Annotated in this window: 23 protein-coding genes and 2 tRNA genes; 13 read left to right on the plus strand and 12 right to left on the minus strand. The window is 66.3% G+C overall.

Going from position 1 to position 23,527, the window contains the following annotated elements; translation table 11 throughout:
• Window positions 1-9 precede the first annotated feature (9 nt).
• The 4 genes from B047_RS0114755 (at window position 10) to B047_RS0114770 (ending at window position 4,158) form a co-directional block, all read left to right on the plus strand.
• Window positions 10-1,767, plus strand: coding sequence for an alkaline phosphatase (locus B047_RS0114755; RefSeq protein ID WP_026234942.1), 1,758 nt, complete (start codon window positions 10-12; stop codon window positions 1,765-1,767).
• A gap of 67 nt (window positions 1,768-1,834) precedes the next feature.
• A complete protein-coding gene (locus B047_RS0114760) occupies window positions 1,835-2,281 on the plus strand; it encodes a hypothetical protein (RefSeq protein WP_018467748.1) in 447 nt (148 codons plus the stop codon).
• Window positions 2,282-2,290: 9 nt separating this feature from the next.
• Window positions 2,291-2,962: an ABC transporter ATP-binding protein gene (locus B047_RS0114765; RefSeq protein WP_018467749.1), complete on the plus strand. Its 672-nt coding sequence runs from the start codon at window positions 2,291-2,293 to the stop codon at window positions 2,960-2,962.
• A complete protein-coding gene (locus B047_RS0114770) occupies window positions 2,959-4,158 on the plus strand; it encodes an ABC transporter permease (RefSeq protein WP_018467750.1) in 1,200 nt (399 codons plus the stop codon). Before B047_RS0114765 ends, B047_RS0114770 begins: the two co-directional genes overlap by 4 nt.
• Window positions 4,159-4,220: 62 nt before the next feature.
• On the opposite strand, the gene B047_RS0114775 is transcribed toward B047_RS0114770, so the two are convergent.
• Complete coding sequence (locus tag B047_RS0114775; RefSeq protein WP_018467751.1) at window positions 4,221-6,074, minus strand: ABC transporter ATP-binding protein; 1,854 nt, start codon at window positions 6,072-6,074, stop codon at window positions 4,221-4,223.
• A 74-nt stretch (window positions 6,075-6,148) separates the two neighbouring features.
• Window positions 6,149-7,894, minus strand: a complete 1,746-nt coding sequence (locus B047_RS0114780; protein ID WP_052606169.1) for an ABC transporter ATP-binding protein — start codon at window positions 7,892-7,894, stop codon at window positions 6,149-6,151.
• 284 nt (window positions 7,895-8,178) lie between these two features.
• On the opposite strand from B047_RS0114780, the gene B047_RS0114785 reads away from it, so the two are divergent.
• Together B047_RS0114785 and nrdR are read left to right on the plus strand one after the other, a co-directional pair.
• Window positions 8,179-8,907, plus strand: coding sequence for an SDR family NAD(P)-dependent oxidoreductase (locus B047_RS0114785; RefSeq protein ID WP_018467753.1), 729 nt, complete (start codon window positions 8,179-8,181; stop codon window positions 8,905-8,907).
• A 97-nt stretch (window positions 8,908-9,004) separates the two neighbouring features.
• On the plus strand, window positions 9,005-9,532 hold the full coding sequence (gene nrdR, locus B047_RS0114790; protein WP_026234943.1) for a transcriptional regulator NrdR: 528 nt from the start codon (window positions 9,005-9,007) through the stop codon (window positions 9,530-9,532).
• A 69-nt stretch (window positions 9,533-9,601) separates the two neighbouring features.
• Here the strand turns inward: nrdR and B047_RS0114795 are convergent, their stop codons facing one another.
• The 3 genes from B047_RS0114795 to B047_RS0114805 form a co-directional block, all read right to left on the minus strand.
• Complete coding sequence (locus B047_RS0114795; protein WP_018467755.1) at window positions 9,602-10,078, minus strand: PaaI family thioesterase; 477 nt, start codon at window positions 10,076-10,078, stop codon at window positions 9,602-9,604.
• Between the two features lie 34 nt (window positions 10,079-10,112).
• Window positions 10,113-11,492, minus strand: coding sequence for an NAD(P)/FAD-dependent oxidoreductase (locus tag B047_RS0114800; RefSeq protein ID WP_018467756.1), 1,380 nt, complete (start codon window positions 11,490-11,492; stop codon window positions 10,113-10,115).
• An 85-nt stretch (window positions 11,493-11,577) separates the two neighbouring features.
• Entirely contained in the window at window positions 11,578-12,936 is a 1,359-nt protein-coding gene (locus B047_RS0114805) for an aspartate aminotransferase family protein (RefSeq protein WP_018467757.1), read from the minus strand.
• An 81-nt stretch (window positions 12,937-13,017) separates the two neighbouring features.
• Between B047_RS0114805 and B047_RS16970 the strand changes: the two genes are divergently transcribed.
• Complete coding sequence (locus B047_RS16970) at window positions 13,018-13,641, plus strand: phosphoribosylanthranilate isomerase (RefSeq protein ID WP_018467758.1); 624 nt, start codon at window positions 13,018-13,020, stop codon at window positions 13,639-13,641.
• A 17-nt stretch (window positions 13,642-13,658) separates the two neighbouring features.
• On the opposite strand, the gene B047_RS0114815 is transcribed toward B047_RS16970, so the two are convergent.
• Window positions 13,659-14,048: an SRA domain-containing endonuclease gene (locus tag B047_RS0114815; protein WP_018467759.1), complete on the minus strand. Its 390-nt coding sequence runs from the start codon at window positions 14,046-14,048 to the stop codon at window positions 13,659-13,661.
• An 80-nt stretch (window positions 14,049-14,128) separates the two neighbouring features.
• Between B047_RS0114815 and B047_RS0114820 the strand changes: the two genes are divergently transcribed.
• Together B047_RS0114820 and B047_RS0114825 are read left to right on the plus strand one after the other, a co-directional pair.
• Window positions 14,129-14,205: transfer RNA gene (locus B047_RS0114820), tRNA-Asp, on the plus strand.
• Between the two features lie 52 nt (window positions 14,206-14,257).
• Window positions 14,258-14,333, plus strand: a tRNA-Phe gene (locus tag B047_RS0114825).
• 162 nt (window positions 14,334-14,495) lie between these two features.
• On the opposite strand, the gene pxpB is transcribed toward B047_RS0114825, so the two are convergent.
• The 5 genes from pxpB to B047_RS0114850 all read right to left on the minus strand — a co-directional run bounded on the left by pxpB (window position 14,496) and on the right by B047_RS0114850 (window position 20,848).
• Entirely contained in the window at window positions 14,496-16,028 is a 1,533-nt protein-coding gene (pxpB, locus tag B047_RS0114830; protein WP_018467760.1) for a 5-oxoprolinase subunit PxpB, read from the minus strand.
• Between the two features lie 19 nt (window positions 16,029-16,047).
• Window positions 16,048-16,800: a LamB/YcsF family protein gene (locus B047_RS0114835; protein ID WP_018467761.1), complete on the minus strand. Its 753-nt coding sequence runs from the start codon at window positions 16,798-16,800 to the stop codon at window positions 16,048-16,050.
• Window positions 16,801-16,907: 107 nt separating this feature from the next.
• Entirely contained in the window at window positions 16,908-19,028 is a 2,121-nt protein-coding gene (locus B047_RS17330; RefSeq protein ID WP_169336607.1) for a putative bifunctional diguanylate cyclase/phosphodiesterase, read from the minus strand.
• Between the two features lie 357 nt (window positions 19,029-19,385).
• Window positions 19,386-19,688, minus strand: a complete 303-nt coding sequence (locus B047_RS0114845) for a metal-sulfur cluster assembly factor (RefSeq protein ID WP_018467763.1) — start codon at window positions 19,686-19,688, stop codon at window positions 19,386-19,388.
• A complete protein-coding gene (locus tag B047_RS0114850) occupies window positions 19,685-20,848 on the minus strand; it encodes a hypothetical protein (RefSeq protein ID WP_018467764.1) in 1,164 nt (387 codons plus the stop codon). The genes B047_RS0114845 and B047_RS0114850 overlap by 4 nt, the downstream gene beginning before the upstream one ends.
• A gap of 99 nt (window positions 20,849-20,947) precedes the next feature.
• Between B047_RS0114850 and B047_RS0114855 the strand changes: the two genes are divergently transcribed.
• Genes B047_RS0114855 through B047_RS0114870 form a run of 4 tightly spaced genes read left to right on the plus strand, consistent with a single transcriptional unit; the run spans window position 20,948 to window position 22,720 of the window.
• On the plus strand, window positions 20,948-21,181 hold the full coding sequence (locus tag B047_RS0114855; RefSeq protein ID WP_018467765.1) for a DUF2249 domain-containing protein: 234 nt from the start codon (window positions 20,948-20,950) through the stop codon (window positions 21,179-21,181).
• A 2-nt stretch (window positions 21,182-21,183) separates the two neighbouring features.
• The gene (locus B047_RS0114860) at window positions 21,184-21,975 is read left to right on the plus strand and encodes a DUF2249 domain-containing protein (RefSeq protein WP_018467766.1); all 792 of its coding nucleotides are present in this window, start codon (window positions 21,184-21,186) and stop codon (window positions 21,973-21,975) included.
• Window positions 21,976-21,978: 3 nt separating this feature from the next.
• Window positions 21,979-22,239, plus strand: a complete 261-nt coding sequence (locus tag B047_RS0114865; protein ID WP_026234945.1) for an indolepyruvate ferredoxin oxidoreductase subunit alpha — start codon at window positions 21,979-21,981, stop codon at window positions 22,237-22,239.
• Between the two features lie 31 nt (window positions 22,240-22,270).
• Window positions 22,271-22,720, plus strand: coding sequence for a hypothetical protein (locus B047_RS0114870; protein ID WP_018467768.1), 450 nt, complete (start codon window positions 22,271-22,273; stop codon window positions 22,718-22,720).
• A gap of 9 nt (window positions 22,721-22,729) precedes the next feature.
• On the opposite strand, the gene B047_RS0114875 is transcribed toward B047_RS0114870, so the two are convergent.
• On the minus strand, window positions 22,730-23,524 hold the full coding sequence (locus B047_RS0114875) for a YwiC-like family protein (RefSeq protein WP_018467769.1): 795 nt from the start codon (window positions 23,522-23,524) through the stop codon (window positions 22,730-22,732).
• Between the last annotated feature and the right edge of the window lie 3 nt (window positions 23,525-23,527).

Below are 23,527 nucleotides of genomic sequence, written 5' to 3' on the forward strand. Positions count from 1 at the left end.
GGAGACCCAATGCCAAGAAATATCGCCGCTGTATGCGCCCTGGCCGCTTTGTTAGGGTCGGCCTGGGCGGCCAAAGTTGCCGTCTACCCCTACGACGGAGCCGCTTTGCTGGCGGGGCAGCGCTTCGATTTGCGCATAGAAGCCTCCGAGCTGAAAGGCAATTTAAAGGCTTACCGCATCACCCTGGACGGCCAGCCTCTGGCGGGCCTCGAGCAAACCGCGCAGGGGGCCGGGCAGGCCGAGTGGACCCTGCGCGGTGCCTTCCTGCGCCCTGGAAGCCACACCCTCGAGGTCAGCCTCACCGACGACGCTGGGGAGAGCAGGAAGAGCGTACGTTGGGAGGCTCGGCAGAACCTTCGCTTGCCCCGAGCGGCCAAGAATGTGATTCTCTTCATTGGCGACGGGATGGGCTGGAACACCCTCAACGCCGCCCGCATCATCGCCAAAGGCTTTAACCCCGAAAACGGTATGCCCAACGGAAACCTCGAGATCGAGAGTGGTTACGGTGGGATGGCTACCGTCACTACCGGCAGCTTTGATAGCTTCATCGCCGACTCAGCTAACTCGGCTTCTTCCATCATGACCGGGCAGAAGGTGCAGGTGAATGCCCTCAACGTTTACCCATCAAACCTCAAAGATACCCTGGCCTACCCCCGGATCGAAACCCTAGCGGAGATGCTCAAGCGGGTACGCGGGGCCAGCATTGGGGTAGTGACCACCACCTTCGGCACCGACGCTACCCCGGCTTCACTCAACGCCCATACCCGCCGCCGCGGTGATTACCAGGCTATCGCCGACATGTACTTTGGTAGAGGCGGGTTCGGTGTTCCCTTGGATGTGATGCTCTTCGGTGGTTCACGCGACTTCATCCCCCAGAGCACCCCTGGCTCGCGGCGCAAGGATAGCACGGACTGGATTGCCGAATCCCAGAAGCTGGGCTACACCTTTGTCAGCACCCGCAGCGAGCTGCTGGCGGCCAAACCCACCGATAAGCTGTTTGGGCTGTTCAACATTGACAACTTCCCCAGCTACCTAGACCGCGCAGTGTGGAAGCGGCCCGAGATGCTGGGAAGCTTTACCGATATGCCCTACCTCTGGGAGATGACCCAGAAAGCCGTGGAGGCTCTCTCCAGAAACGACAAAGGCTTTTTCTTGATGGTTGAGGGGGGAATGGTGGATAAGTACGAGCACCCCTTGGACTGGCCCCGCGCACTTTGGGATGTACTCGAGCTGGACCGCGCGGTGGCTTGGGCCAAGGGCTATGCGGCCTCCCACCCCGATACCCTGGTGATTGTCACCGCCGACCACGCTCACTCGATCTCGGTGTTTGGCGGTTACGACTACTCCAAGCAGGGCCGGGAGGGGGTGGGGGTTTATGAGGCCGCCAAGTTCCCCACCTACGGCGACAAAAAAGACGCCAACGGCTTTCCCTTGCCCGACACCACTCGGGGAATCGCGGTAGGCTTCGGGGCCACGCCGGATTACTGTGAAACCTACCGGGGCCGCGAGGTCTACAAAGACCCCACCATCTCCGACGGCAAAGGTGGTTACGTGGCCAACCCTGAGGTCTGCAAGGAGCCCGGCGCCTTCCAACGTACCGGCAACCTCCCAGTAGATAGCGCCCAGGGCGTGCACACGGCTGATCCCATGCCGCTGTTTGCCTTTGGCGTGGGGTCTCAGTTCTTCAATGGCCTCATCGACCAGACCGAGATCTTCTTCCGCATGGCCCAGGCCCTAGGGTTCAACCCCCACCTCGAGAAGCCTTAACCCCACCGTCCTCTGAGCGCCCTGCACCGGGGTCTCCTGGTACAGGGCGCTCCCCCTAAGGCCTTTTATGAAACGCCTAAGAACCCTGGCTCACTGGGGCCTCCTGGCCTGGATTGGGGGAATCGCCCTGCTGGGGTTGGCCCAGAGCCCCCTCGAGTTCGGCGAACTCTACAGCAAGATCACCGTCCGTGGGGTGGAGTTTTCCCCCAAGCTGCAAGCCCTGAACGGTAAAAGCGTGCGTATGACTGGCTGGATGGCCCCGCCGCTCAAACCCAAGCTGGACTTCTTCGTGCTGACCAAAGCTCCGTTGGCCACCTGCCCTTTCTGCTCCACCGCTGCCGACTGGCCCCCGGACATCGTGCTGGTGATCATGCCTCCGGGGCGCACCGCCGAGCCCACCACCAAGCGCATCCAGGTTACCGGGCGGCTCGAGGTAGGGGTCAAGGAAGATGCGTCAACCGGCTTCGTGAGTTTGGTGCGTATCTACGCCGAGCGGGTGGAGGAAGCCCGCTAGGGGGAAGTCATGGCCGATGTGATCATGCGCGGGGTGAGCCAGCGCTTTAGCCAGGATCTCCAGATCAGGCTGCCTGACCTCGAACTTTCCTGGGGGCAGCAGGTAGCCTTGCTGGGGCCCTCGGGGAGCGGCAAGACCACCCTCTTGCACCTGCTGGCTGGGCTGCGTTTGCCCAGCAGGGGAGAGGTTTGGGTAGAGGGTCGGAACTTGAGCCGACTGACCGAGGCCGAGCGCGACGCGTACCGCCGGACTAAGGTGGGCTACTTGTTCCAGGATTTTCATCTGGTGGAGGGCTACACCGCGCTTGAGAATGTGCTCCTCGGGCTGGGGATAGCCGGGATTCGTGGTAAAGCTGCCCAGGGTGAGGCCCTGGCGGTGTTACGCGGGCTGGGCCTGGAGCACCGCCTGTCCCACACTCCCAAGCGCCTTTCCACCGGCGAGCGACAGCGGGTGGCCTTGGCTCGAGCGGTGGCCCACCGCCCCCGGCTGCTTTTAGCCGACGAGCCCACTGCCCACCTAGACCGCGCTCGAGCTGCTGCCGCCTTGGATTTGCTGATCCAGACTGCACTCTCCCTCGGCGCGTTGCTGGTGGTGGCCACCCACGACCCCTGGGTGATGGCCCGCTTTCCTCAGCAGATCGAGCTGAAGCCCCCCACCCCAGAGCAGGAGGTTCTGTCATGACCCTGTGGGTTGTCCTACGTAACCTGCGGGTGCGGATACTGTCCACCTCCTTGACCTTACTGGGGGTGGCTTTGGCCACCGCTACTGCTCTGGTGGTGCCGCTGGTGCTTCGCTCCTTGGAGCGTGGCGCTGCCGATGCCGCGCAGGTCTTTGACTTGCTCATCGCAGCCAAGGGCAGCCCCACCCAGGCGGTGCTCTCGAGCCTCTACCTGCTCCAGCCCCCTATCGCCAATCTGCCCTACGCCACCTACGAACAGCTTGTGCAGGATCCCCGTGGCCGCTATGTGGTCCCGCTGGGCTTCGGCGACAATTACCAGGGGTTTCCCCTGCTCGGCACCAACGCCCAGCTCTTCGAGCTGCGGCTCAAGCCCACCCTACCGCCCTACTTCAGGCTGCGCCAGGGGCGATCCTTCCAGGCCCCCTACGAGGCGGTGCTGGGGGCTCGAGCCGCCCAGGCCACCGGCTTGCGGTTGGGAGATGAATTCCTGAGCGCCCATGGCTTCTTTGTCACCCAGCAAGAGGCAGCAGAAGCTGGCGAACACCACCAGGAAGAGAAATACCGTGTGGTGGGGGTGCTCGAGGCTACCGGCGGCCCTTGGGACCGGGCTATCTTGGTGCCCATCGAGGCGTACTGGGAAGTGCATCAAGAAGACGTGGCCCATCGGCAAGTGACTGCGGTGCTCTTCACGGGCTATCGGCTTTCCGACATCTACCAGGTGGCCCAGGAGATCAACCGCAGCGGACAGGCCCAGGCGGTGTTCCCCGGGCAGGTCTTTGCCCAGGCCAGGGAATTCTTCCTACAGGGCCAGTCGGCTTACGGGGCCCTTTCGCTGTTGGTGCTGTTTTTGGCAGCGCTGCTGGTTTGGCAAGGGGTGTATGCCCAAAGCCTCGAGCGCCGCCGCTTCACCGCTTTGCTACGGGCCATGGGGGCTGGGCGCGGGTTGGTGTTCGGGGTAGTGCTCCTCGAGAGCTTGCTCGAGGTGGCTCTGGGGGTGGCGCTGGGTATCGCTATGGGCTGGGGCCTGGCTGCTCTCGGGGCGGGGGCCTTAGGAGAGCGGTTGGGCTTTTTTCTTCCCCTCCCGCAGCTTGGTGCCGACTTGGTGGGCCGGGTTGGGCTCTTGCTGCCCCTGGGCCTTTTGGCGGCGCTGCCGCCTGCCCTCCAAGCGACCCGGCAGAGTCCGCTCGAGCACCTCTAGAGCGGTTGGTTCGTCACCGGGCCTGGTATTACCCCCTCGCCTGAGGGGGGCGGAATGTGGGTTTAAGTACTTCCTCCAACGTACTGCAACTCGTAGAGCTTGGCGTAATACCCGCCCTTCGCCAGTAGCTCCTCGTGGCTGCCCTCCTCGAGCAGCTTCCCCTTGCGGAAGACCAGAATGCGGTCGACGTGGCGGATGGTCGAGAGACGGTGGGCGATGATGACCGAGGTGCGCCCTTCCATCACCCGCCACAAGGCTTCCTGGATCTTGGCCTCGGTCTCGGAATCGACGTTGGCAGTGGCCTCGTCGAGGATGAGCAGGATGTCGGGGTTGTGCAAGATGGCCCGCACCAGCGCCAGCAGTTGCTTCTGGCCGGTGGAGAGGCCGCCGCCGCGCTCGTGCAGCATGGTCTGGTAGCCATTGGGCAGGGCTGCAATGAACTCGTGAGCCCCCACAAATTTCGCGACCTCCTCCACCCGCTGCATGGGGATGCTCTCGTCGCCCAGGCGCAGGTTGTAGTCGATGGTGCCGCTGAAGAGGAAGGGGTCTTGCAACACGATGCCGATGGCGCGGCGCAGGTCGCGCTGGAGGTAGTCGCGCACGTCGTGGCCGTCGATCTTCACCGCGCCCCGCTGTACGTCGTAGAAGCGGGCGATCAGGCTGATGACGCTGGTCTTGCCTGCGCCAGTGGCCCCCACCAGGGCGATTTTCTCGCCGGGGCGGATGCGAAAGGATACCCCACGCAACACCCAGTCCCAGTCCTCGGCCTCGAGCTGCTTGGGGGTGTTGGCCCTGGTGCCGTCGGGCTTGGGTTCGCCGCGCTTGCCGTAGGCGAACCACACATCCTCGAAGTCGATCTGGCCCCGGAAGCGCTCGACGGGCCTGGCGCCGGGCCGGTCGCTGACTTCCTCGGGGGTGTCGAGCAGACCGAAGATGCGCTCAGCGGAAGCCATGGCAGCCTGGAAGATGTTGAACTTGTCGGAGAGATCCTGCAGGGGCTGAAAGAACTGGCGCACGTAGTCCACGAAGGCCACCAGCAGACCCAGGGTGAGGGCTTGCTGCACCACCTGACCCCCGCCGTACCACAGCACCAGCGCCACCGTGGACTCGCCCAAGAAGCCCACGATGGGGAAGAACAGCGAGAACCAGAAGATGATCCTCACCCACGAGGCCCGCAGGTCCAGCGAGAGCGCTCCGAAGCCCGCCACGTTGCGCGGCTCGCGGCTGAAGAGCTGGGTGGTCAGCACACCCGAGAGGTTCTCCTGTAAGGAGGCGTTGAGCTTTGCCAGCCGCAGGCGCATCTCGCGGTAAGCCTCGCGCATCCCGTTGCGAATCCAGGTGGTCACCGCCAGGAGCACCGGGATCACCGTGAAAGCCACCAGCGAGAGCTTCCAGTCGAGCGCGAGCATGAACCCCATGATGCCGCCCAGCAAGAACAGGTCGGCGATGAGCCCCACCAGCCCACCGGTGATGAACTGGTTGATGGCATCGACGTCGGAGGTGATGCGGGTCATCAGGCGGCCCACCGGGTTCTTATCGAAGTAGCCCAGGTGCAGCCGCTGTAGTTTGGAGAAGATCTCGCTGCGCAGGTCGAAGAGCACGTGCTGGCCGACCCAACTGATGAGGTAAATCTGGCCGTAGCGGGCGAAAAAGTCGATGACGCGCACGCCCAGGAAGGCCAGGCTGATGTACAGCAACAGTTGGTAGCGCTGGGCGAGCTCGAGGGCCTGCTTGGGCAAGAGGGCGTTGTCGATGGCGTACTTCAAAAAAAGCGGGGTGGCCGCCGTGGTCAGGGTGCCCACCAGCAAGCACAAGAGCGCGAGCACCACCTGTAGCCGGTAGGGACGCACGTAGGTCAGGATGCGGCGGGCCAGCCGCGCGTCGAAGGATTTTTTAAAGGCTTCTTCTTCGTGCATGATTCACCGCGGATTGCTGATAGCCGATGCTTCTCGTTGCGGTTAATTGCTTATTGGCGATTAGCCATTGGCACTTATTCCACCTCCGCCTGCAGCCGCTGGATGCGGTCGAGCTCGGCGTAGAGGCCGCCTTGCTCCAGCAGCATCTCGTGGGTGCCCTCCTCGACGATGCGGCCCTGCTCGAGCACCACGATCCAGTCGGCATACCTCAGCGTGCTGGTGCGGTGGGTGATGAGCAGCGTGGTCTGCTGCCCCAGCACCTGCTTGAGCCCGCCCAGGATGCGCGCTTCGGTCTCGGTGTCCACCGCGCTCATGGCGTCGTCGAGGATGAGCACCTTGGGCCGCTTGGCCAGCGCCCGGGCCAGCGCGGTGCGCTGCCGCTGCCCGCCCGACAGCGTCACGCCGCGCTCGCCCAGCGAGGTGTCGTAGCCTTTGGGGAAGCCCATGATGTCGTCGTGGACCCCGGCCAGCTTCGCGGCCCACTCCACCCGCTCGCGGTCGATGGCGTCCAGCCCGAAGGCGATGTTCTCGGCCAGGGTGTCGGAGAAGAGGAAGGGCTCCTGCGGCACCATCCCCACCGCCTGGCGCAGGGTGGCCAGGGGGAGGTCGCGCACGTCGTGGCCGCCGACGAGCACCCGGCCATGGCTGGCCTCGAGCAGCCGGGGAATCAGGCTCACCAGCAAGCTCTTGCCGCTGCCGGTGCGCCCGGTGATGCCCAGGGTCATGCCCTGGGGGATGGTGAGGGTGATGTCCTTGAGCAGGGTGCGCCCGCCGAGCTCGAGGCTCACCCCCTCGAACTTGACCTCACCGCTAAGCTCTACAGGAGCTATGGGAGTCACGGGGTCCTGGATGCGGGGCTTCTCGTCGAGCAACTCCCGCAGACGCCTGTAGCTCGTGGCGGCCCGCTGGAACATCGAGAGCACGAAGCCCATCCCCAGCACCGGCCAGGACAGTTGCAGCAAGTAGGCATTGAACTGCACCAACTGCCCTACCGACATCTCGCCCCGGATCACAAAACCACCACCCATCCACAGCACCGTCAGTACCGCGAAGCCCATCAGCAGTCCCATCAGCGACCACAGCATGGGGCCTTCGATGCGGGCTAAGGCCAGGCTCTTTTCGATGTACTGGCGGTTGAGCTTCTGAAAGGCGGCGAGTTCGCGCTGCTCGAGGGCGAAGCCCTTGACCACCCGGATGCCCGAGAAGTTCTCCTGTGCGCGGGTGGAGATCTGGTCGAAGACCTCCTGGCTCTCGCGGTAGCGCCGGTCGATGACCCGCAGCACGAAGCGCATGATCGCGATGATGGGGGGCACGATCAGCGTCAGGGCGGCGGCGAGCTTCCAGTTGACCAGGTACATCGAGACGAAGGCGAACAGCAGGCCCGCCACGATGCGCGTACCCATGTTCACCCCCCCCGCCATCATCTCGCGTACCGCGCCCAGGTCGGTGTTCATCTTGTTGACCAGGTCGCCCACCCGGCTCTTGCCGTAGTAGTAGGCATCCAGGGCCAGCAGGTGCTTGAAGAGGTCCATGCGCAGGTCGTGCTCGATGTAGCGGCTGGCGACGATGGCGAGTTGGCGGTTGGCATAAGAGAGCAAGCCCGTCAGCAGCGCCGCCCCTACGATCATGCCCACGTAGGGCAGGTAAGCCTCCCCCGCCCGAATGGCGTCGATGGCCCGCCCCAGGAAGTAAGGAGAGAGTACGTTGAACCCAATGCCCATCAGCCCGGCCAGCAAACCCCAGAAGTAGGGCCGGGCGTAGCGGCGGAAGTACGGCGACAACTCCCGCAGCATTCCCCATACCGACTGATCTGTCCTCATTGGCCTCCGAAGCTGCTTCTCCGCTAATGTGCGGAGCCCTCAAAACTTTGCTTGTCGCGCTTTTAGCCGCCTACCATACCGGGTAGCCAGAATTTAGATGTTAGCAAAGCTCTACTCTAGAGCCAAGTAAACTTTTGAATTGCAATGGAGCCATAGGGGTGTCGGTGGGCAAGACGCAAAGCGCGAGTGGCCACCGGCCCCTTTTGGCGATTCATGAGCAGCTACCTTATTTTCGAGCCCTCGAGCCATTACCTTCAGGCCCCTTACACGGTAAACTCGTTGGGATGAGCACAACGCCACCTCGAGACCGAGACCTCCTGGGCCTGTCGGGACGCATCGTGATGGTCACGGGGGCTGGACGGGGCTATGGCCGCTTTATTGCCCACGCTTACGGGCGCAACGGGGCGACCGTGGTCACCGTGGACCCTGACGTGGAGCTGGCCACCGGAGTTGCCTCGGAGGTCGAGGCGCTGGGAGCCACTGCCATTCCCATCCGCGGCGATATGTCGGTAGTGCTGGACGTGATGACCACCTTCGAGAAGATCGAGGAGCTGTTCGGGATGCTCGATGGCATCGTGCACGTGACCACCGCCGAGAGCAAGACGGCCTTCGTGGAGCTGCTCGAGGGCGAGTGGTACGACCTCCTCAACGCCGATGTGAAGTCGAGCCTCTACGTGCTTCAGCAGGGCTTGCGCTACCTCTCGGGTGGGGGCTTCGTGACCCTCGTGTTGCCGCCCTTGCACCGCGAGCAGCCCCACGTGGCGGCCATCCGGGGGGCGGTGACCGGGCTCATCGAAGGGGCTACTCGCATCTTCCCCTCCAACGTGCGGGTCAATGGGGTGGTGCCCAGTCGCGACCCCTCGAGCGAGGAGTATGACCAGGCCCTCGTGCGCGGCACCATCGGCCTAGGTTCGATGGTCTCGGAGGGCATCCGCGGGCAGGTGATGGAGGTGCTGCTTCCCGAGCCACCTCAGCCGCCCGAACTTTACGACCTATTGCGCGAATTGCCTTAAAGTTACCCAAGTCGCTGTGAAAATTGCCCCAAACCGTATGCTGAATAGAGATGGCTGAAACCACACGCTCCACGCTGCTTCAGTCTGGGGATCGCTCGTGAACTGCCCTTACTGCGCCTATCCCGATACCCGCGTGCTCGATTCGCGCCCTTCCGATGAGGGCTCGGTCATCCGGCGGCGGCGTGAGTGCCCGAGCTGTAAGCGGCGCTTCACCACCTATGAGCGTGCCAATGCCGAACCCCTGATGGTCATCAAGCGCTCAGGGCGGCGTGAGCCCTTTGACCCCAACAAGTTGCTGCGCGGTCTCACCCTTGCCACGCAGAAGCGCAAGCTCGACCCTGAGGCTCTCTACAAGTTCGCCTTTGGCTTCGAGGACACGGTCAAGGAGATGGAGATCACCTCCGAGGAGATTGGGCTGCGGGCTTTGGCCTTCCTGCGCGAGCTCGACCCCGTGGCCTACATCCGCTTCGCCTCGGTCTACCGCGAGTTCGCCTCCCCCGAGCAGTTCATCGAGGAGATCCGCCGCCTCGAGGGCGGCCAAGAACTCCTCCAGCGCCGCGTCGAGGCGGACGAACCCGAGGAAGAGATAGACCTCGAGACGGCCGCCAAGCTGGGGACGGTTTGAAAGCCGCTCCTCCCAGGCTCATCAAAGCAGGAAAATTCCCGAGCCCGGGTGGGCTTTGGTCAAGCCCGGCTACTGACCCTGCCCCGTGCGCCACTCCTCCGGCACCCGCACCGCCAGCACCTCGGCCCGGGCGCACTCGAGGCCCCCGGAGTACAGCGTGCAGCTAAGGCGCACCTTACGCCCGGCGATCTCCTCGACCCTGGCCCGCAGGTGTACGGGCCGGTCGATGGGGGTGGGGCGCAGGTAGGTCACGTCCAGCCTGGCCGTAGCGCACCAGATGACGGGCCCCTCACCGATCTCGCGTCCCTCGGCGCGGTAGAGCGCGGCCATGGCGGTGCACACGGTGTGACAGTCGAGTACGGTGGCGATGATGCCGCCGTTGAGGATGTGGGTGGGCCCGGCCATGTGCTCGGGGCGGGGATGGAAGGTGCACACGGCCTCCTCGCCCTCCCAGTAACTCTTGATCTGAAGTCCCTTGGGGTTGTCCTTGCCGCAGCCCCAGCAGTGATTGCCGCCCATGGCGTCTTGAAAAGAGATGGTCTCCATACGCTACCGTGTAAAGCCTACCTTGAATCCGAGACTATAGCTGGGCCCCGTCACCGAATTGCTCGAGCTTCTGCCGGTACTCGGGATCTGCGTAGCGCTCGAGCGCGAAGGCTGGGGCGTACTCGGGCAATACATCGCCCAGGATGTGCGCCGCCAGCAGCTCGCCCGCCGCGCAGGCCGCCATCACGCCGAAGCCGGAGAGCGCCCCCACCACGTAGGCCCCCTGCACCCCCAGCGCTCCGATGAGCGGGCGGTTCTCGCGGGTCTTGATGTAGTAGCCCCCGTCAATGTAGGGCTTGGGGGCCTTGTCGAAGTAACGCCGCAGCCCCGGCACCATCGCCGACATGCCCCGCAGGGCGACGTCGGCGTAGTGGGGGTTGGAGGGGAGAGGAAAGCGGGGCTCGAGCGGCTCCAAGTGGTAGTTGTAGAGCACGATCAGGGTGTTGCTCTCGCCGTGCCCGTCGGGGCGACAGTGGACGCCAGGGGGGAAGGGCTCGAGCAGCCAGCGCGTGGAGGGCTCCTCGGCCAGCATCTCCTGTTCCTCCGGGCTCCAGGGCAGCCGCACCTCGTCGGCCCAGATGAGCATGGGGGCCTCGCGCGGCACCACCCCCAGGTGCTCGGGGAAGCTCATCTTCAGGTGAAGCTCGGCGAAGACCGGGATCTCGACCCCCAGCATTCGCCCCACGGCCTTCTGCATGGGCCCCGCCGCGTTGACGAAGCAGGGGGTCTGGACGCTGAAGGCCGAGCCGTCCTCGCGCTGCGCTTCCACCGTGCTCACCCGTCCTGCCGTGGTCTGGACCCCTGTCACCCGGCCCCGCACCAGCCGTACACCCCGGGCGCGGGATTGCTCGAGCATCCACATCCCCAACTGCTGCGCCGAGAACCACCCGGCCCGCCGGGCGTGCAGCACGGCCACGGTGTCCTCGGCCAAATAGGGGAAGTGCCGCCGGATCAGGGCTTTGTCGGTGATGAGGTCGGCCCCGTCCGGCTGGCCCTCGAAGCCGTGGGCGGGCGCCGGGATGTAACTTTCCCTCTTCCAGTCGTGGACCCGCAGTGGCCCCGCCCCCATCCGCGCGGCGTTCTCGGCGGCTTCTGCCAGCAGCGGAATCTTGCCTGCCTCGGCGGTGGCGTAGAGGTAGCCCCGCCGGTTCAGCCCGATGCGACCGCCGCTCTCCCGGGCGATCTGCTCGAGCCGCTCGATGCTGCGGTTCATCAGGGCGATCATGGCCCCGTCGGGTCCGGGCCACCAGTTGCGGTAGCACTCGGTGGACTTGTCGCTGGTGAGCGAGAGGGGGGTGTCTTGCTCGAGCAACACCACGTCCCGTACCCCGCGCTTCACCGCCAGTTCGTAAGCAACGGCAATGCCGGCGATCCCGGCTCCGCAGACGACCACCTCGGCCTCGAGCTTGGGCATAAGTGTATACAGTATACAGCCCGTGGCCGGCGGGACGATTCCCCTCCCCGCACGCGGGGAGGGTTGGGGAGGGGACTGACCGCCCCTACAGCAACTCCTTCACCGCCTGCGTGAACACCTCGGTATGCCGGTCCACGTGCTCCTCGAGCGTCGCCGGCGACATCAGCGCCATGTTGTGGAAGGGGGTGAGCAGGACACCGCGGTTGAGCATGTAGAGGTGGATGAAGGGGTCGAGGTCGGGGTCCTGGCCGGCCAGGGCCTCGGAGCCGTTTCGAGCGGGGTTGGGGCGGAAGAGGTACTCGACGCGGCAGCCCACGCGGGTGACGTGCCAGGGGAGCTTGTACTTGGCGATCACGCCCTTCACGCCCCACTCCAGCCGCTCGGCCAGCGCGATCATGCGCTCGTAGGCCTCCTCGGTGAGGACGTGCTCGAGCGTGGCCCGCATCGCCGCCAGCGAGAGCGCGTTGGCGGCCAGGGTGCCCCCGATGCCCCCCGTATCGGCGTAGGGGGGCTGGATGGCGGTCTGCGCCCTGTGCCCGAACTCCTCGGTGAAGCCGTAGGCGGCGGCGGGGATGCCACTCCCCAGCGGCTTGCCCACGGTGAGCAGGTCGGGCTCGAGGCCGTGCGTGCGGGTGTAGCCCCCCGGCCCCGCCGAGAGGGTGTGGGTCTCGTCGAGGATCAGCAGGGTGCCGTACTTGCGGGTCAGCTCGCGCAGGGCCTGGTGGTAGCCCGGCTCGGGGTGCACGATGCCCACGTTGGTCATCACCGGCTCGGCCAGCACCGCGGCCACGTCGCCGGGGGCTAAGGCGGCCTCGAGGGCTTCCAGGTCGTTCCACTCCACCACCTTGGAGGTGAGGGTGGGGTCGACCTGCGGCCCGATGTTACCGGGGCGGCTTCGGGCCTCGCCGCCCACCAAGCTCACGTAGGCCTCGTCCACCGTGCCGTGGTAGCAGCCGTTGAACACCAGCACCTTGGGGCGAGCGGTGACGGCGCGGGCCAGCCTGAGCGCGAAGCGGTTGGCGTCGGTGGCGCTGAGGGCGAACTGCCAGTACTTCAGGCCGAAGCGGCGCTGCAACTCCTCGGCGACCCAGAAGGCGTTCTCGCTGGGCAGCATGGTGGTGATGCCCTTGGCGAGCTGCTCGGTGATCTTGGGCAGCACGGCGGGTGGGGAGTGCCCGGTCATGGCCCCGGTGTCGCCCAGGCAGAGGTCTATATACTCGAGGCCGTCCACGTCGCGGAAGGTGGCCCCTCTGGCCTCGGCCACGAAGAGCGGGAAGCCGCCGGGCCAGCGGGTCATCCAGTGCATGGGGACCCCGGCCAGCAGGGACTCCTGGCTGCGCCGGTGGAGCGCCTGGGACTGAGGGTGGCACTCGGCGAAGAGGGCCTTCTCGCGCTCCATCAGGGCTTGGACTTTGCTGCGGTCGATATGGGCGTGCTGGACCATGGGCTCTCCTCAACGTGGATCGCCCGATTTTACCTGAGCCAGATCCAGCAGGGGGGAGCTCCAGCCGCTACACTGGGAGTCGTGGTCAAGGCCAAGATCTGCGGGATCACCCGCCTCGAGGACGCCCTCCTGGCCGAGCGCTGGGGGGCCTGGGCGCTGGGCTTCATCCTGGTGCCCAGCTCCAAGCGCTACCGCCCTCCTGAGCACTATGCCCTCATCAGCCGGGTGCTGGGGCCCTTCGTCGCCCGCGTGGGGGTGTTTCAGGATGCGCCCCCCGAGGCGGTGCTCGAGGCCATGCGCACCGCCCGCCTCCAGGTGGTGCAACTCCACGGCGACGAGCCCCCCGAGTGGGCCGAGGCCCTGCGCTCGCACTTCCCGGTCGTCAAGGCCTTCAAACTCTCCGGCCCCGCCGATCCCCGCCTCGCCGACTACCCTGCCGACGCTTTGCTGCTCGACGGCGCGAGTCCCGGCAGCGGCCAGGGTTACCCGCTGGAGTGGCTCGAGCCCCTCCGCCACCACCCCCGCCTGATCGTGGCAGGGGGCCTGACCCCCGAGAATCTGGGCCCGGTTTTGGCCCTCAAGCCCTACGCCGTGGACGTCTCGAGCGGGGTCGAAGAGGCTGTAGGGCTCAAATCCCCCGATAAGCTGCGGGCTTTTTTGCAAGCTGTGGATAATTCCCGGTCAATTGTGGAAGCCTGTGGATAAGTCTGTGGATAACTGCCTTAACCTGTGGAAAACTTTCCACCGTTTTCCACGGGAGCCAGGGTGAACCAGTAGATGTACCGCCTTTCGGCCTCTTCCAAACGGTACTCCACCCCCTCGACCCGGTAGAAACCCAGGTCCCGCCAGCGGTTGACTCCCTCGCGCAGAAAGACCCGCAGAGGGCTCCCGGTTTGCAGGGCCTCGAGCAGGATGGCATTCCCCCGGGTGGGTTGCTGGTTGCCCTCGAGGCCCTCGCCCGGATATACGATCCGTCCATCGGCGAGGAAGCGGTTACGGTAGCCGGATTCTCCCCTATCGACCAGGAGGCTGCCCTGCGCGATGCCGCGCAGGCTTTTGTGGCGGGCCAGCACTTCCCGCCAGCTCAAGGGGCTCGAGGGATGCTCGCTCATGGCCTTGCCTTGACAGGCCCGGCTGCCTCGTCTATCATCCTATGTGCTGCCTTTGGAAAGCCCAAAGCAGCCGAAATTCTGGCCCGGTGGTGTAGTTGGTTAACATACCCGCCTGTCACGTGGGAGATCGCGGGTTCAAGTCCCGTCCGGGCCGCCATAAACGCGTGCCGTGCGTAGCCGAAGCTCGCGCCGCGCCCGGCGCGCCGCGGGCCAAGGTAGCTCAGTCGGTAGAGCATGCGACTGAAAATCGCAGTGTCGGCGGTTCGATTCCGCCCCTTGGCACCAGTCCAGGACGAGAAAAACCGGGGTTTTCAAAAGCCCCGGTTTTTCGTTTTACAAGACCCTCCTTGGAAAGGTGTTCAGTACGGCGTCGTAGAGACACTACCCTCTCCTAGCAGGGGAGGGACAGCGCGAACCCGGGATTTAAGGATCTACCCGTACAGGCATCTATGCGACGGTGTATTCGGTGTCCCAGTGTCCGAACGAACCAGGCTTTACGAAGCACACCCGCTGCCCTGGACGCAACTGGGCCAGTTGGGCCAGATCGGCCGGATGAACCAGTGCCGGTTTGGCGTAGCCGCCGATGCGCCCCCGGTCGTTGAGCAAAACGATGGGCTGGCCCTGGGGGGTGATCTGCAAGGCTCCCAGCGGGGTGGCCTCGCTGATGAGTTCGCCACCCGGGACCTCGGGCCCCTCCAGCCGCAAGCCCATGCGATCCCCCGACTCGAGGGTGAAGGGGGCTGCACAAAGCGCCCGCAGAGCCTCCGGGCTGTACTGTGGTCCGGGCAGCAGTCGGACGCGCACCTGGGCAGGCAGGGCAGTCTGATGGAAGCCAAACCCGGCCCGCACCGCTTTAGGCGCTGCTACCCCCAGCACGTCCCCAGCCTGCAAGGGTTGGCCGATCAGGCCCCTGACATCGGTGCTGGCACTGCCCCAGAACACCCCGCTTTCGATGCCACCGGCCAGGGCCAGATAGCCCCGCACCCCCTCTCCGGTCTGCCGAAAGCTCAGCACGTCCCCCTTGCGCAGGGCAAAGCTCCGGGCTGGCCCCACCGGTTCATGGTTGACCAGCGGGACCAGACCATAGCCTGCAAAAGCCGCCACCACCGGCGAGAGCACGCGCAGGACGGGGCCTTTGAGGGTGATTTCCAGCAAGGGGGCGTCGGCGGGGTTGCCCAGCAGTGCGTTGGCGTTGCGGGCTGAGCGCCCATCCAGCGCTCCCGCCATCGCCAGCCCCAAGCGACCCCCCATGCGCCGTCCCTGATCCACGACCAGGTCCAGCAGTCCCGGCTCCTCCACCTGCAAGACCGGATGGCGCGGCTCGAGGGGTAACAGGGAAATTGCCCGCGGCAGGGCCGGAGGGGGGCCCTCGGCACGTACCAGGCGCACCCGGTCGCCCGCCTGCAGGTAGAAGGGCTCCGCGCGGTGGGGATCGTACATTGGTACCAGAGCTGTGCCGATGAGATGCCATCCTCCTGGCGAGGGTAGCGGATAGATGCCGGTCTGGTTGCCAGCCACCGCCACCGCATGGGCCGGTACCAGCGGACGCGGGTTGCTGCGGCGGGGCAGCCGCAGGCGCTCGTCCAGGGGCCCCAGGAAGGGAAAGCCCGGCGTGAAGCCGGTGGCAAAGACGCGGTACTCGGGCTGGCTGTGCAGGCGAACCACCTCTTCCACGGACAAACCCGTCTGCGCCGCCACCCAGGGCAGGTCTATTCCGTCGTAGCGCACCGGTACTTCCACCTGCCTTCCCACCCCTGCTCCGGAAAGGGCTCGCAGATGCCTCTTCAGCCAGCGCTCCACCTGGCCCCTGGAAACCCGCTCGGCATCGAACTCGACATACACGTTGACGTATCCGGGCACGATATCGCTGATCCCCGGCAGCAGGTCGGACAGCAAGGCCTGCACCAAAGCCAGCAGCCGGGCATTGGCCGATGGGTCGAGCCGCTCAGAGAAACGCAGATAGAAGCCGATGAGGGTCATGCGGGCGGGGGTGTGGGATTCAGTAGCTCTCGATTGCGACGCCTTCGGCCAGCAGTGCGCTCCGCACGGCTATGGCGATCTCCACCGCCTGCGGGTTGTCGCCGTGGATGCACAGGGTTTGTGCGCGTATCGGCACCAGGCCCCCATCCACCGCCTCCACCTGGCCTTTGACCACCATCTGCACGGCCCGCCGTGCGGCTAGGGCGGGGTCGTAAATCCAGGCCCCGGCGCTGCCACGCGGAGCCAAGCGCCCGTCGCGGCTGTACCCGCGTTCGGGGAAGGCCTCGGCCACGGTGGAGAGCCCCAGTTCTTGCGCCTCGGACTCCAGCGGCGTGCCGGGTAGTACCACCAGCGGAACCCCAGGGTCGAAGTCCTTGACTGCTTGGGCGATCGCTCGAGCCGTCTGGAGGTCTCTGGTGGCCCGGTTGTACAGCGCGCCGTGGGGCTTGACGTGGTGCAGGGGGATGCCCACCGCCTTCAGAAAGGCGCTCAAGGCCCCCACCTGGTAGAGCACGTCGGCATACACCTCATCGGGCGTGGCCGCCAACTCGCGCCGCCCAAAGCCCACCAGGTCGGGGAAGCCAGGGTGGGCCCCCACCGCCAGGCCGGTTTGTTGGGCCAGGGCCAGGGTATGTTTTATGGTCAGGGGGTCGCCGGCGTGAAAGCCGCAGGCCACGTTGACCGAGCTGATCAGGGGAAACAGCGCTTCATCTCGGCCCAACTTCCACTGACCAAAGGATTCGCCGGCATCGGCATTGAGGTCTACTCGCATAGAAGCTCTCGCAGGATGGGTAAAAGCAGCGCCGAAAGGACAATAAAGAGTATATCCCGGCCTGAAAGCTCCCCACGGCCCATCCCGGCTTGGGGGCGAAGGCCGCGTCAGGGGTGCTCGGAAGGGGCGGGTGGCTTCCAGGACAGGGCCTCCTCGGCAGGGAGGGGTTTGGAGAAGAGGTAGCCCTGCAACAGCCGGTAGCCGATGCGCTCGAGCAGATCCCGCTGAGTCTCGCTCTCCACGCCCTCCGCTACGGCCAACAGACCCATCTCCTGGGCCAGGGTGAGCACGGCCCGCACCACGGCGGTGTCCTTGGGGCCATGGCCCGCATCTTTGACGAAGGGCCGGGCCACCTTGATCAGCTCCACCGGCAGCGTCTTGAGCTGCTCGAGGGAGGAATAGCCGGTACCGAAGTCGTCGAGGGCCAGGACCACCCCGGTGCTTTTGAGCCGGTTCAGGGCGGCCCTTCCCCCCTGGCTGACCACCGCCCCCTCGGTGATCTCCAGGATCAGGCGCCGAGGCGAGAGGCGATGGCGCCGCAGTTCGGCCTGCAAGAAATCCGGCAGCCCGGCTTCGGTGAGGGAGCGGGGGGAGAGGTTGACGCTCAGCGTGGCCGGGTAGCCTTTGTGCTCCCAGGCCGCGAGTTGGGCTAGGGCGCGGGAGAGGATGTAGCAGTCCAGCTCCCACGACAGCCCCACCTCCTCCGCCAGCGGCACGAACACGCCGGGGGGAATCCGCCAGCGGGCCAGGGTTTCGAAGAAGGCCACAGCCCCACTGGGCAAGGAGACCACGGGTTGGTAGTAGAGCTGAATTTCGCCCTCGGCCAGAGCCTGCCGCAAGCCCCGTTCCAGCTCCAGCCGCTCGTGCAGCACCCGGTCGCTGCTTGCGTCGAAGAAGCACATCCCGTCGCCGGAGCGCTTGGCCTGGTACATGGCGATATCGGCTTTACGCAGCAGCTCGTTGAGCTCGAGGCCGTCCTGGGGAAAGCGAGCCATCCCCAGGCTGGCGCTGAGGGTGAAGAACTGCTGGGCCTGATTGAAGGGCCGTCGCAAAGCTTCACGCACCTGCCGCGCTACCTGCAAGGCTCCCGAATCGGAGGAGCCGTACAGGAGCACGGCGAACTCGTCCCCGCCCACCCGGCCCAGGGGATTCTGCCCGCCGATGACCCCCTGTAACCGCTGGGCTGCTTCGGCCAGCAGTCGGTCCCCGGCGGCGTGGCCCAGGGTGTCGTTGACCACCTTGAAGCGGTCTAGGTCCAAAAACAGCAGTATGGCCGATTTGCCCTCGGCTCTGGCTGCCTCCAGCACGGCGGAGGCCCGCTCGAGGAAGCCATGCCGGTTGAGCAGGCCGGTCAGGGCATCCCCCATGGCCAGCTCCTCCAGCGTCAGCCGCAACGCCAGGCGCTCCAGGGCCATGCCCACCCCGCGGGCTGCCTCCTCCAGGAGCGAGCTTTTCTCATCGGCAAAAGCCCTGGGCTCGGCGGCGGCCACCACCAGAGCCCCCCAGATCTGGCCATCTACCCAAATGGGGGCACCCAGCACCGCGCGGTAGCGCAGGGCGCGGGCCAGTTCGCTCATGGGATAAGCGGGTAGGCGGACGACGTCCGGCTGCACGACCGCGCGTCCTTCGCGAATTGCTCGGCTGGCGGCGAGCGAGCCCTGATCCCAGCGTAGCCCTCCCAGAGCGGCACGGGCCAGGACCCTGTCCTCGCGCACGACCTCGAAGTGCCCCTCCCGCACCTGCAGGCAGTCGTCCGGTGACGCCCAGGCTACGGGCTCGAGCCGCCCATCGGGATGGGCTCGCCAGAGGATGGAGCAGCAATAACTCCCGACCTCGGTGGCCAGGATGGGCACCATGTGCAAGAGCTCTTCCTCGCTCGCGGCCTTGGCCGTAAGGGACCCCAGGCGGGCTAAAAAGCGCAGGGCCCGCTCCTTGAAGCGATAGGCCTCCACGAGCTGGCGTATCTGGCCCGCCGCCCAGCCGGTGAGCACTCCGGTGATGAAGCCGGGTGAGAAGATGTGGAGCAGTTGTTCGTTGGGGGATAATCCCACCCTGTCATAGAGGCCCAGGTGCAGGGGGATGTTGGCCGTGCCCCACAACAAGCCCGCGGTGGGCCCGCCAGCCCAACCCAGGAGGAAAAGCCAGATGGCAGATAGGGCTGCGGCCCCTCGGCCAGAAGCCGCGTAGAGCTGAGGGAAGGCCAGGATGTAGAGGAGAAGCAGGGCCAAGCCGCCCCATAGGTGCAAGGAATACCGCCGGGGAGGGAATCGGAAGGGGAGGGTCATGCAACGGGTCTCCTGGTTGGGGCTCAGAACAGCCCGGTTCGGCTGGAGACCCGACATAACCCGGTAGGGGAGACCAGGCTGACAAGTCCCCCGGCCGGTTGCGCCACTGGCTCCGCCTGCCCTAAGCGCCCAATCGGTCGCCGTATGGGGCGGCCTCGAGGGGTCAGGCTTCCACGCCTCCGGGGAAAGGTCGCTCTTTCAAACCCTATATAACACGCCCGCTTCCACCCTCGTGTGCAACTTGACCCTTCCGGCTCGTAGTTGCCGTTGACCCCTCCGCGCCTCGTTCCCGGGCACGGCTTAGCCCCAGCCCAGCGCCTTGCGGGCCTCGGGCGAAAGCCGCGCGGGGGTCCAGGGCGGGTTCCAGACCAGCTCGACCCTGACCGCCTCGACGCCGGGGAGCCCGCCGAGGGCCCGGCGCACGGCTTCCTGCAGGGAGTCGTGCAGGGGGCAGCCGGGGGTGGTGAGGGTCATCCGCACGTAGGCGGTGGGTGGCTCTACGCGAAGGTCGTAGATCAGGCCGAGGTTGACCACGTCCAGCCCCAACTCGGGGTCGTAGACCTGGGTGAGCAGGCGGCGGGCTTGTTCTTCCAAAGGGTTCATGACCGGAGCACCTCCTCGAGGGCATACGCGCACAGCACGCCCCCAGCCAGGCACAGCCAGAAGGCGGGTGGCCAGAAGGGAGCGAGCAAAGCCCCCAGCCCCAGCAGCCTCCCCGCCCAGCCCGCAGCCTGCTCGGGGAGCATGGCCTTGAGCGCGGGCACGGTTTCCAGGCCCACCCGGGGCGCATAGCGGTAGGTCCAGACCAGGAAGGGCACGATTTTGTAGAGCATCCCGCTCACGATCAGGGCCACAAACCCCAGGCCAAACCACAACCCGGCCCACAAGGTCTGCCCAGCGAGCAGGGCCAGCAGCGCCAGCACCAGGAAAGCCAGCCCGGCCAGGTAGTGCCGCACCCCCACATCCAGCACCCGCTTCACCCGGTGGCGCAGGATGCAGAAGGTGTCGTAGCAGGCCAGCCCGACCCCCAGCGCCAGCAGGCCCAGCCCCATGGGCTGCTTCAGCGCCAAGCCCAGCAGGCCCAGGTTGAGCAGCCACAGCAAAAGCCCCAGCACGCTTTCATCCACCCCGTGGCTGAGGGTGAACATCGAGACGAGCTTGTGTCCGACGCCCAGAATGGAGAGCACAAATACGCCCACCAGCCCGGCCAGCACGTGCCAGAGCAGCCGCTCGGGGTCGTAGAAGCCCATTCGCAGGGTGAGGGCTTGCAGCATCCCCAGCAGGGGGGTGAGCACCAGGTAGAAGCTCACCCAGGCCAGCGCGGTGGCCACGGGGCTCCACCGCACCGCCCGCCGGAAGGCCAGCGCCATGTGAGCGGCGAAGAGCAGCAGGCCCAGCAGAACCAGGCCGCCGCCCAGCGCGACCCAACGGGGCTCGGCCTCGAGGAAGCCCCACGCCTGCAAGGGCAGGCCCGCTCCCCACAGGGCCAGCGTGGGGTAGCCCCAGGAGGGGTGGGGAAGGGGGGCCTCGAGCACCACCGGCACCAGCGGATGCATGGCCCCCACCAGCACCCCCACGCCAAAGCCCAAGAACAGCAGGTGGCTGGCGGCCAGCAGCACCGGATGGCGCGCAGCCTGCAAGGCCTCGGGGTGCAGGGCCAGCAACAGCAGGCCCCACAACCAAAAGCCCGTCGCCAGCCCGAAGAAACCCAAGGGCAGGCTGAGCGGCAGGCTTTTGTTTTGGCTGGGGAAGGGGCTCGTCATCGCCTTCACCCTAGGGCTCACCCGGCTGCGCGGGCCATGACTTGGGTCATGGCGGGCTCGAGCCCTAGCCGGCAGGCTATGGGGTGTAAGGAGGCACCTATGCAGACCCTGCGAACCCTGGATGTCCGCGCCATCGCTCCCCGCGAACGCCACCCCACCATCTTCAACCTCTTCGACAGCCTCGAGCCCGGCACTGCCTTCGAGTTGGTCAACGACCACGACCCCAAGCCGCTCTTCTACCAGTTCAGCGCCGAGCGCAGCGGGCGCTTCGCCTGGGCGTACCTCGAGCAAGGCCCCGAGGTCTGGCGGGTGAGGATCGGCAAGAAGGGGTAGCCGTGATCCGGCCCGAGATGCGGGTGAGCGAACTGCTCGAAGCGCATCCCCAGCTTCTGGGGGTGCTCATCGAGGCCAGCCCGGCTTTTGCCAAGCTCAAAAACCCCCTGCTGCGGCGCACCATGCCCCGGTTGGTCACCCTGGCCCAGGCCGCGCGGATTGGGGGGCTCGAGCCCGGCGCGCTGATCGAGCGGCTCAACCGGGCCCTGGGCCTCGAGGTCGCCGGAGAGAAGGCTTCGGTGGGCAACGAGTCGAAGTTGGGAACCCCGCCGCCCGACTGGCTGGCCGCCCCGGTGGGCTTTCACCTGGACGTGCGGCCCATCCTGGCCGCGGGGGGCGAGCCTTTCGGGGCCATCATGGCCGCGGCGCGCGAGGTGGCCGCAGGGCAGCGGTTGTGCCTGGAGGCCCCCTTCGAGCCGCTGCCCCTGTACCGGGTGATGCAGCGCCAGGGCTTCGTGGCCTGGTGCGAGCAGCTGGGCCCCGAGCACTACCGGGTGCACTTCCTGCGAGAGCGGGAGCAAGAAGCAAAGGGCCGCGCGGCGCGAACCCTGGGTGAAGCCGACTGGGCAAGCTACGCCGCCGAGGTCACCATCGAGGCCAACCTCGAGCCCCCCCTGCCCATGATGCGGGTGCTGGAGGCCTTGGCCCGCCTCGAGCCCGGCCAGCGGCTGCGGGTACATCACGTGCGCCGCCCGGTACACCTGCTGGCGCGGCTGGCACAGGACGGCCACCCCTATGCCCTGCGCGAGCTCGGCCCGGGCCAGGTCGAGCTGCTGATCGAGAAAAGGAGCTAAGCCATGCCCCATGTGATCGCTGAGCCATGCATCGGCGTGAAGGACCGCAGTTGCCAGGAGGTCTGCCCGGTAGAGTGCATCTACGACGGGGGCGATCAGCTTTACATCCACCCCGACGAGTGCATCGACTGCGGGGCTTGTGTGCCGGCCTGCCCGGTTTCGGCCATCTACCCCGAGGAAGACCTGCCCGAGCAGTGGATGAGCTACATCGAGAAAAACCGCCGGCTCTCCCAGGGCCCTAACCGCCACCGCCTGGAGGGATAAGCCCGACTCAACCCGACCCCGAGGAGCGACCGTGTCGTTTTGGCAATTCCTGTTCGTGCGCTCGAGCCTGTTCTACCTGCTCTACACCACCCTCACCGGCTCGGCTTTCTACCTCTGGCCCGCGCTGGTGGGCTACTTCAAGACCACCCACGTCCACGCCGGGCTGGTGGGCTTTTTCCTCTCGATGGTGATGGGCGTGGCCTACTGGATGATGCCGCGCCCCGGCCAGATCCGCCAGGAGCGGCTCGAGGGCCTGACCTACGGGCTGCTCAACGCCGGGTTGCTGCTGCGGCTGGTGCTCGAGCCGCTGATGCTCTACACCGGCAACCTCGGCCTGCGCCCGGCCCTGGCGCTGAGCGGGCTGTTGCAGGCTGGGGCGGTGGCGGTGTTCGCCTACGCCATGAGCCAGCGGGTTTTCACCAAAGAGCGCTTGCTCCAGATGGCCGAGGAGCGCAAACGCCGCCAGCAATCGCCCCCCTGAGGCTTGCGGCTACATCCGCGCACCCAGCGCGGTAAGGGCCACCACCAGCAGCCCAAAGGCCATCTGGCTCCAGCCCACCACCCTCGCGGGCACCGGGGGCCGGGCGAAGGTGTAGGCCGAGAAGGGCAGCAACAGCCCCACCGCCAGCACGCCCAGCCAAGGAACCCAGCCGGCGGTAGCCCCCAGCAGCAGCCCGCCGACGGCGATGAGCTGGGCCAGGTAGGCGGGGCGGAAGGGAACGGTGAGCCCCCTGGCCCGCATCACCTGGGTGCGGGCGTAGTGGATGGCGGCATATGCGCGCGCAGCCAGCGCCAGCCACAACCCCAGCGCCAGCGAAGGCTCTAAGCCCCCCGCCAGCCCGATCCCCGCTGCCACCGAGCCCATCGCGATGGCCCCGGCGAGCTCGGGCAGCAGGTTGCGGCCCTTGTTGTGCGCGTCGAACCACAGCTGCACGGCGATGAGCGGAAGGGCGGCGAGCAAGGGCCAGTAAAAAGGCCCCTCGGCCCTCACCAAGGCCAAAAGCAGGCCCAGCGCCCCGATGCTGCCATAGGCCAGGGCAAAGCGCCCCGCAACAGGCGTGCGGGGGAAGCGCTGGCCCTTGCGCACGTCGGCCAGCCAGAGCTTGAGCGGGTGGCGGGTGAAGAAGGCCGCCAAGGCGCAGAGGCCCAGCCCCAGCCCGGCGAGCGTGGGGGCAACCAGCAAGCCCAGCAGGATGGGCTCGAGCGTAAATCCCCAGCCTCCGTGCTCGTTGGGCAAGGCCACGGTCTTGAGCGGAACTTTGACGGTCTTGGGCTGTGCGGCCATGGC

This window comes from Calidithermus timidus DSM 17022, from assembly GCF_000373205.1.
In the GTDB taxonomy this organism is placed as follows: domain Bacteria; phylum Deinococcota; class Deinococci; order Deinococcales; family Thermaceae; genus Calidithermus; species Calidithermus timidus.

Bases quoted from the DNA above. Each gene is read 5' to 3' on its own strand.
- B047_RS0114815 (WP_018467759.1), bottom strand. From the start codon at position 14,048: ATGAGCGAGCATCCCTCGAGCCCCTTGAGCTGGCGGGAAGTGCTGGCC.
- B047_RS0114785 (WP_018467753.1), top strand. From the start codon at position 8,179: ATGAGCACAACGCCACCTCGAGACCGAGACCTCCTGGGCCTGTCGGGA.
- B047_RS0114770 (WP_018467750.1), top strand. From the start codon at position 2,959: ATGACCCTGTGGGTTGTCCTACGTAACCTGCGGGTGCGGATACTGTCC.
- B047_RS0114850 (WP_018467764.1), bottom strand. From the start codon at position 20,848: ATGACGAGCCCCTTCCCCAGCCAAAACAAAAGCCTGCCGCTCAGCCTG.
- B047_RS0114835 (WP_018467761.1), bottom strand. From the start codon at position 16,800: ATGCGAGTAGACCTCAATGCCGATGCCGGCGAATCCTTTGGTCAGTGG.
- B047_RS0114875 (WP_018467769.1), bottom strand. From the start codon at position 23,524: ATGGCCGCACAGCCCAAGACCGTCAAAGTTCCGCTCAAGACCGTGGCC.
- B047_RS0114775 (WP_018467751.1), bottom strand. From the start codon at position 6,074: ATGCACGAAGAAGAAGCCTTTAAAAAATCCTTCGACGCGCGGCTGGCC.
- B047_RS0114845 (WP_018467763.1), bottom strand. From the start codon at position 19,688: ATGAACCCTTTGGAAGAACAAGCCCGCCGCCTGCTCACCCAGGTCTAC.
- B047_RS0114780 (WP_052606169.1), bottom strand. From the start codon at position 7,894: ATGAGGACAGATCAGTCGGTATGGGGAATGCTGCGGGAGTTGTCGCCG.
- B047_RS0114805 (WP_018467757.1), bottom strand. From the start codon at position 12,936: ATGGTCCAGCACGCCCATATCGACCGCAGCAAAGTCCAAGCCCTGATG.
- B047_RS0114865 (WP_026234945.1), top strand. From the start codon at position 21,979: ATGCCCCATGTGATCGCTGAGCCATGCATCGGCGTGAAGGACCGCAGT.
- B047_RS0114800 (WP_018467756.1), bottom strand. From the start codon at position 11,492: ATGCCCAAGCTCGAGGCCGAGGTGGTCGTCTGCGGAGCCGGGATCGCC.
- B047_RS0114755 (WP_026234942.1), top strand. From the start codon at position 10: ATGCCAAGAAATATCGCCGCTGTATGCGCCCTGGCCGCTTTGTTAGGG.
- B047_RS0114765 (WP_018467749.1), top strand. From the start codon at position 2,291: ATGGCCGATGTGATCATGCGCGGGGTGAGCCAGCGCTTTAGCCAGGAT.
- B047_RS0114795 (WP_018467755.1), bottom strand. From the start codon at position 10,078: ATGGAGACCATCTCTTTTCAAGACGCCATGGGCGGCAATCACTGCTGG.
- B047_RS0114760 (WP_018467748.1), top strand. From the start codon at position 1,835: ATGAAACGCCTAAGAACCCTGGCTCACTGGGGCCTCCTGGCCTGGATT.
- B047_RS0114855 (WP_018467765.1), top strand. From the start codon at position 20,948: ATGCAGACCCTGCGAACCCTGGATGTCCGCGCCATCGCTCCCCGCGAA.
- pxpB (WP_018467760.1), bottom strand. From the start codon at position 16,028: ATGACCCTCATCGGCTTCTATCTGCGTTTCTCTGAGCGGCTCGACCCA.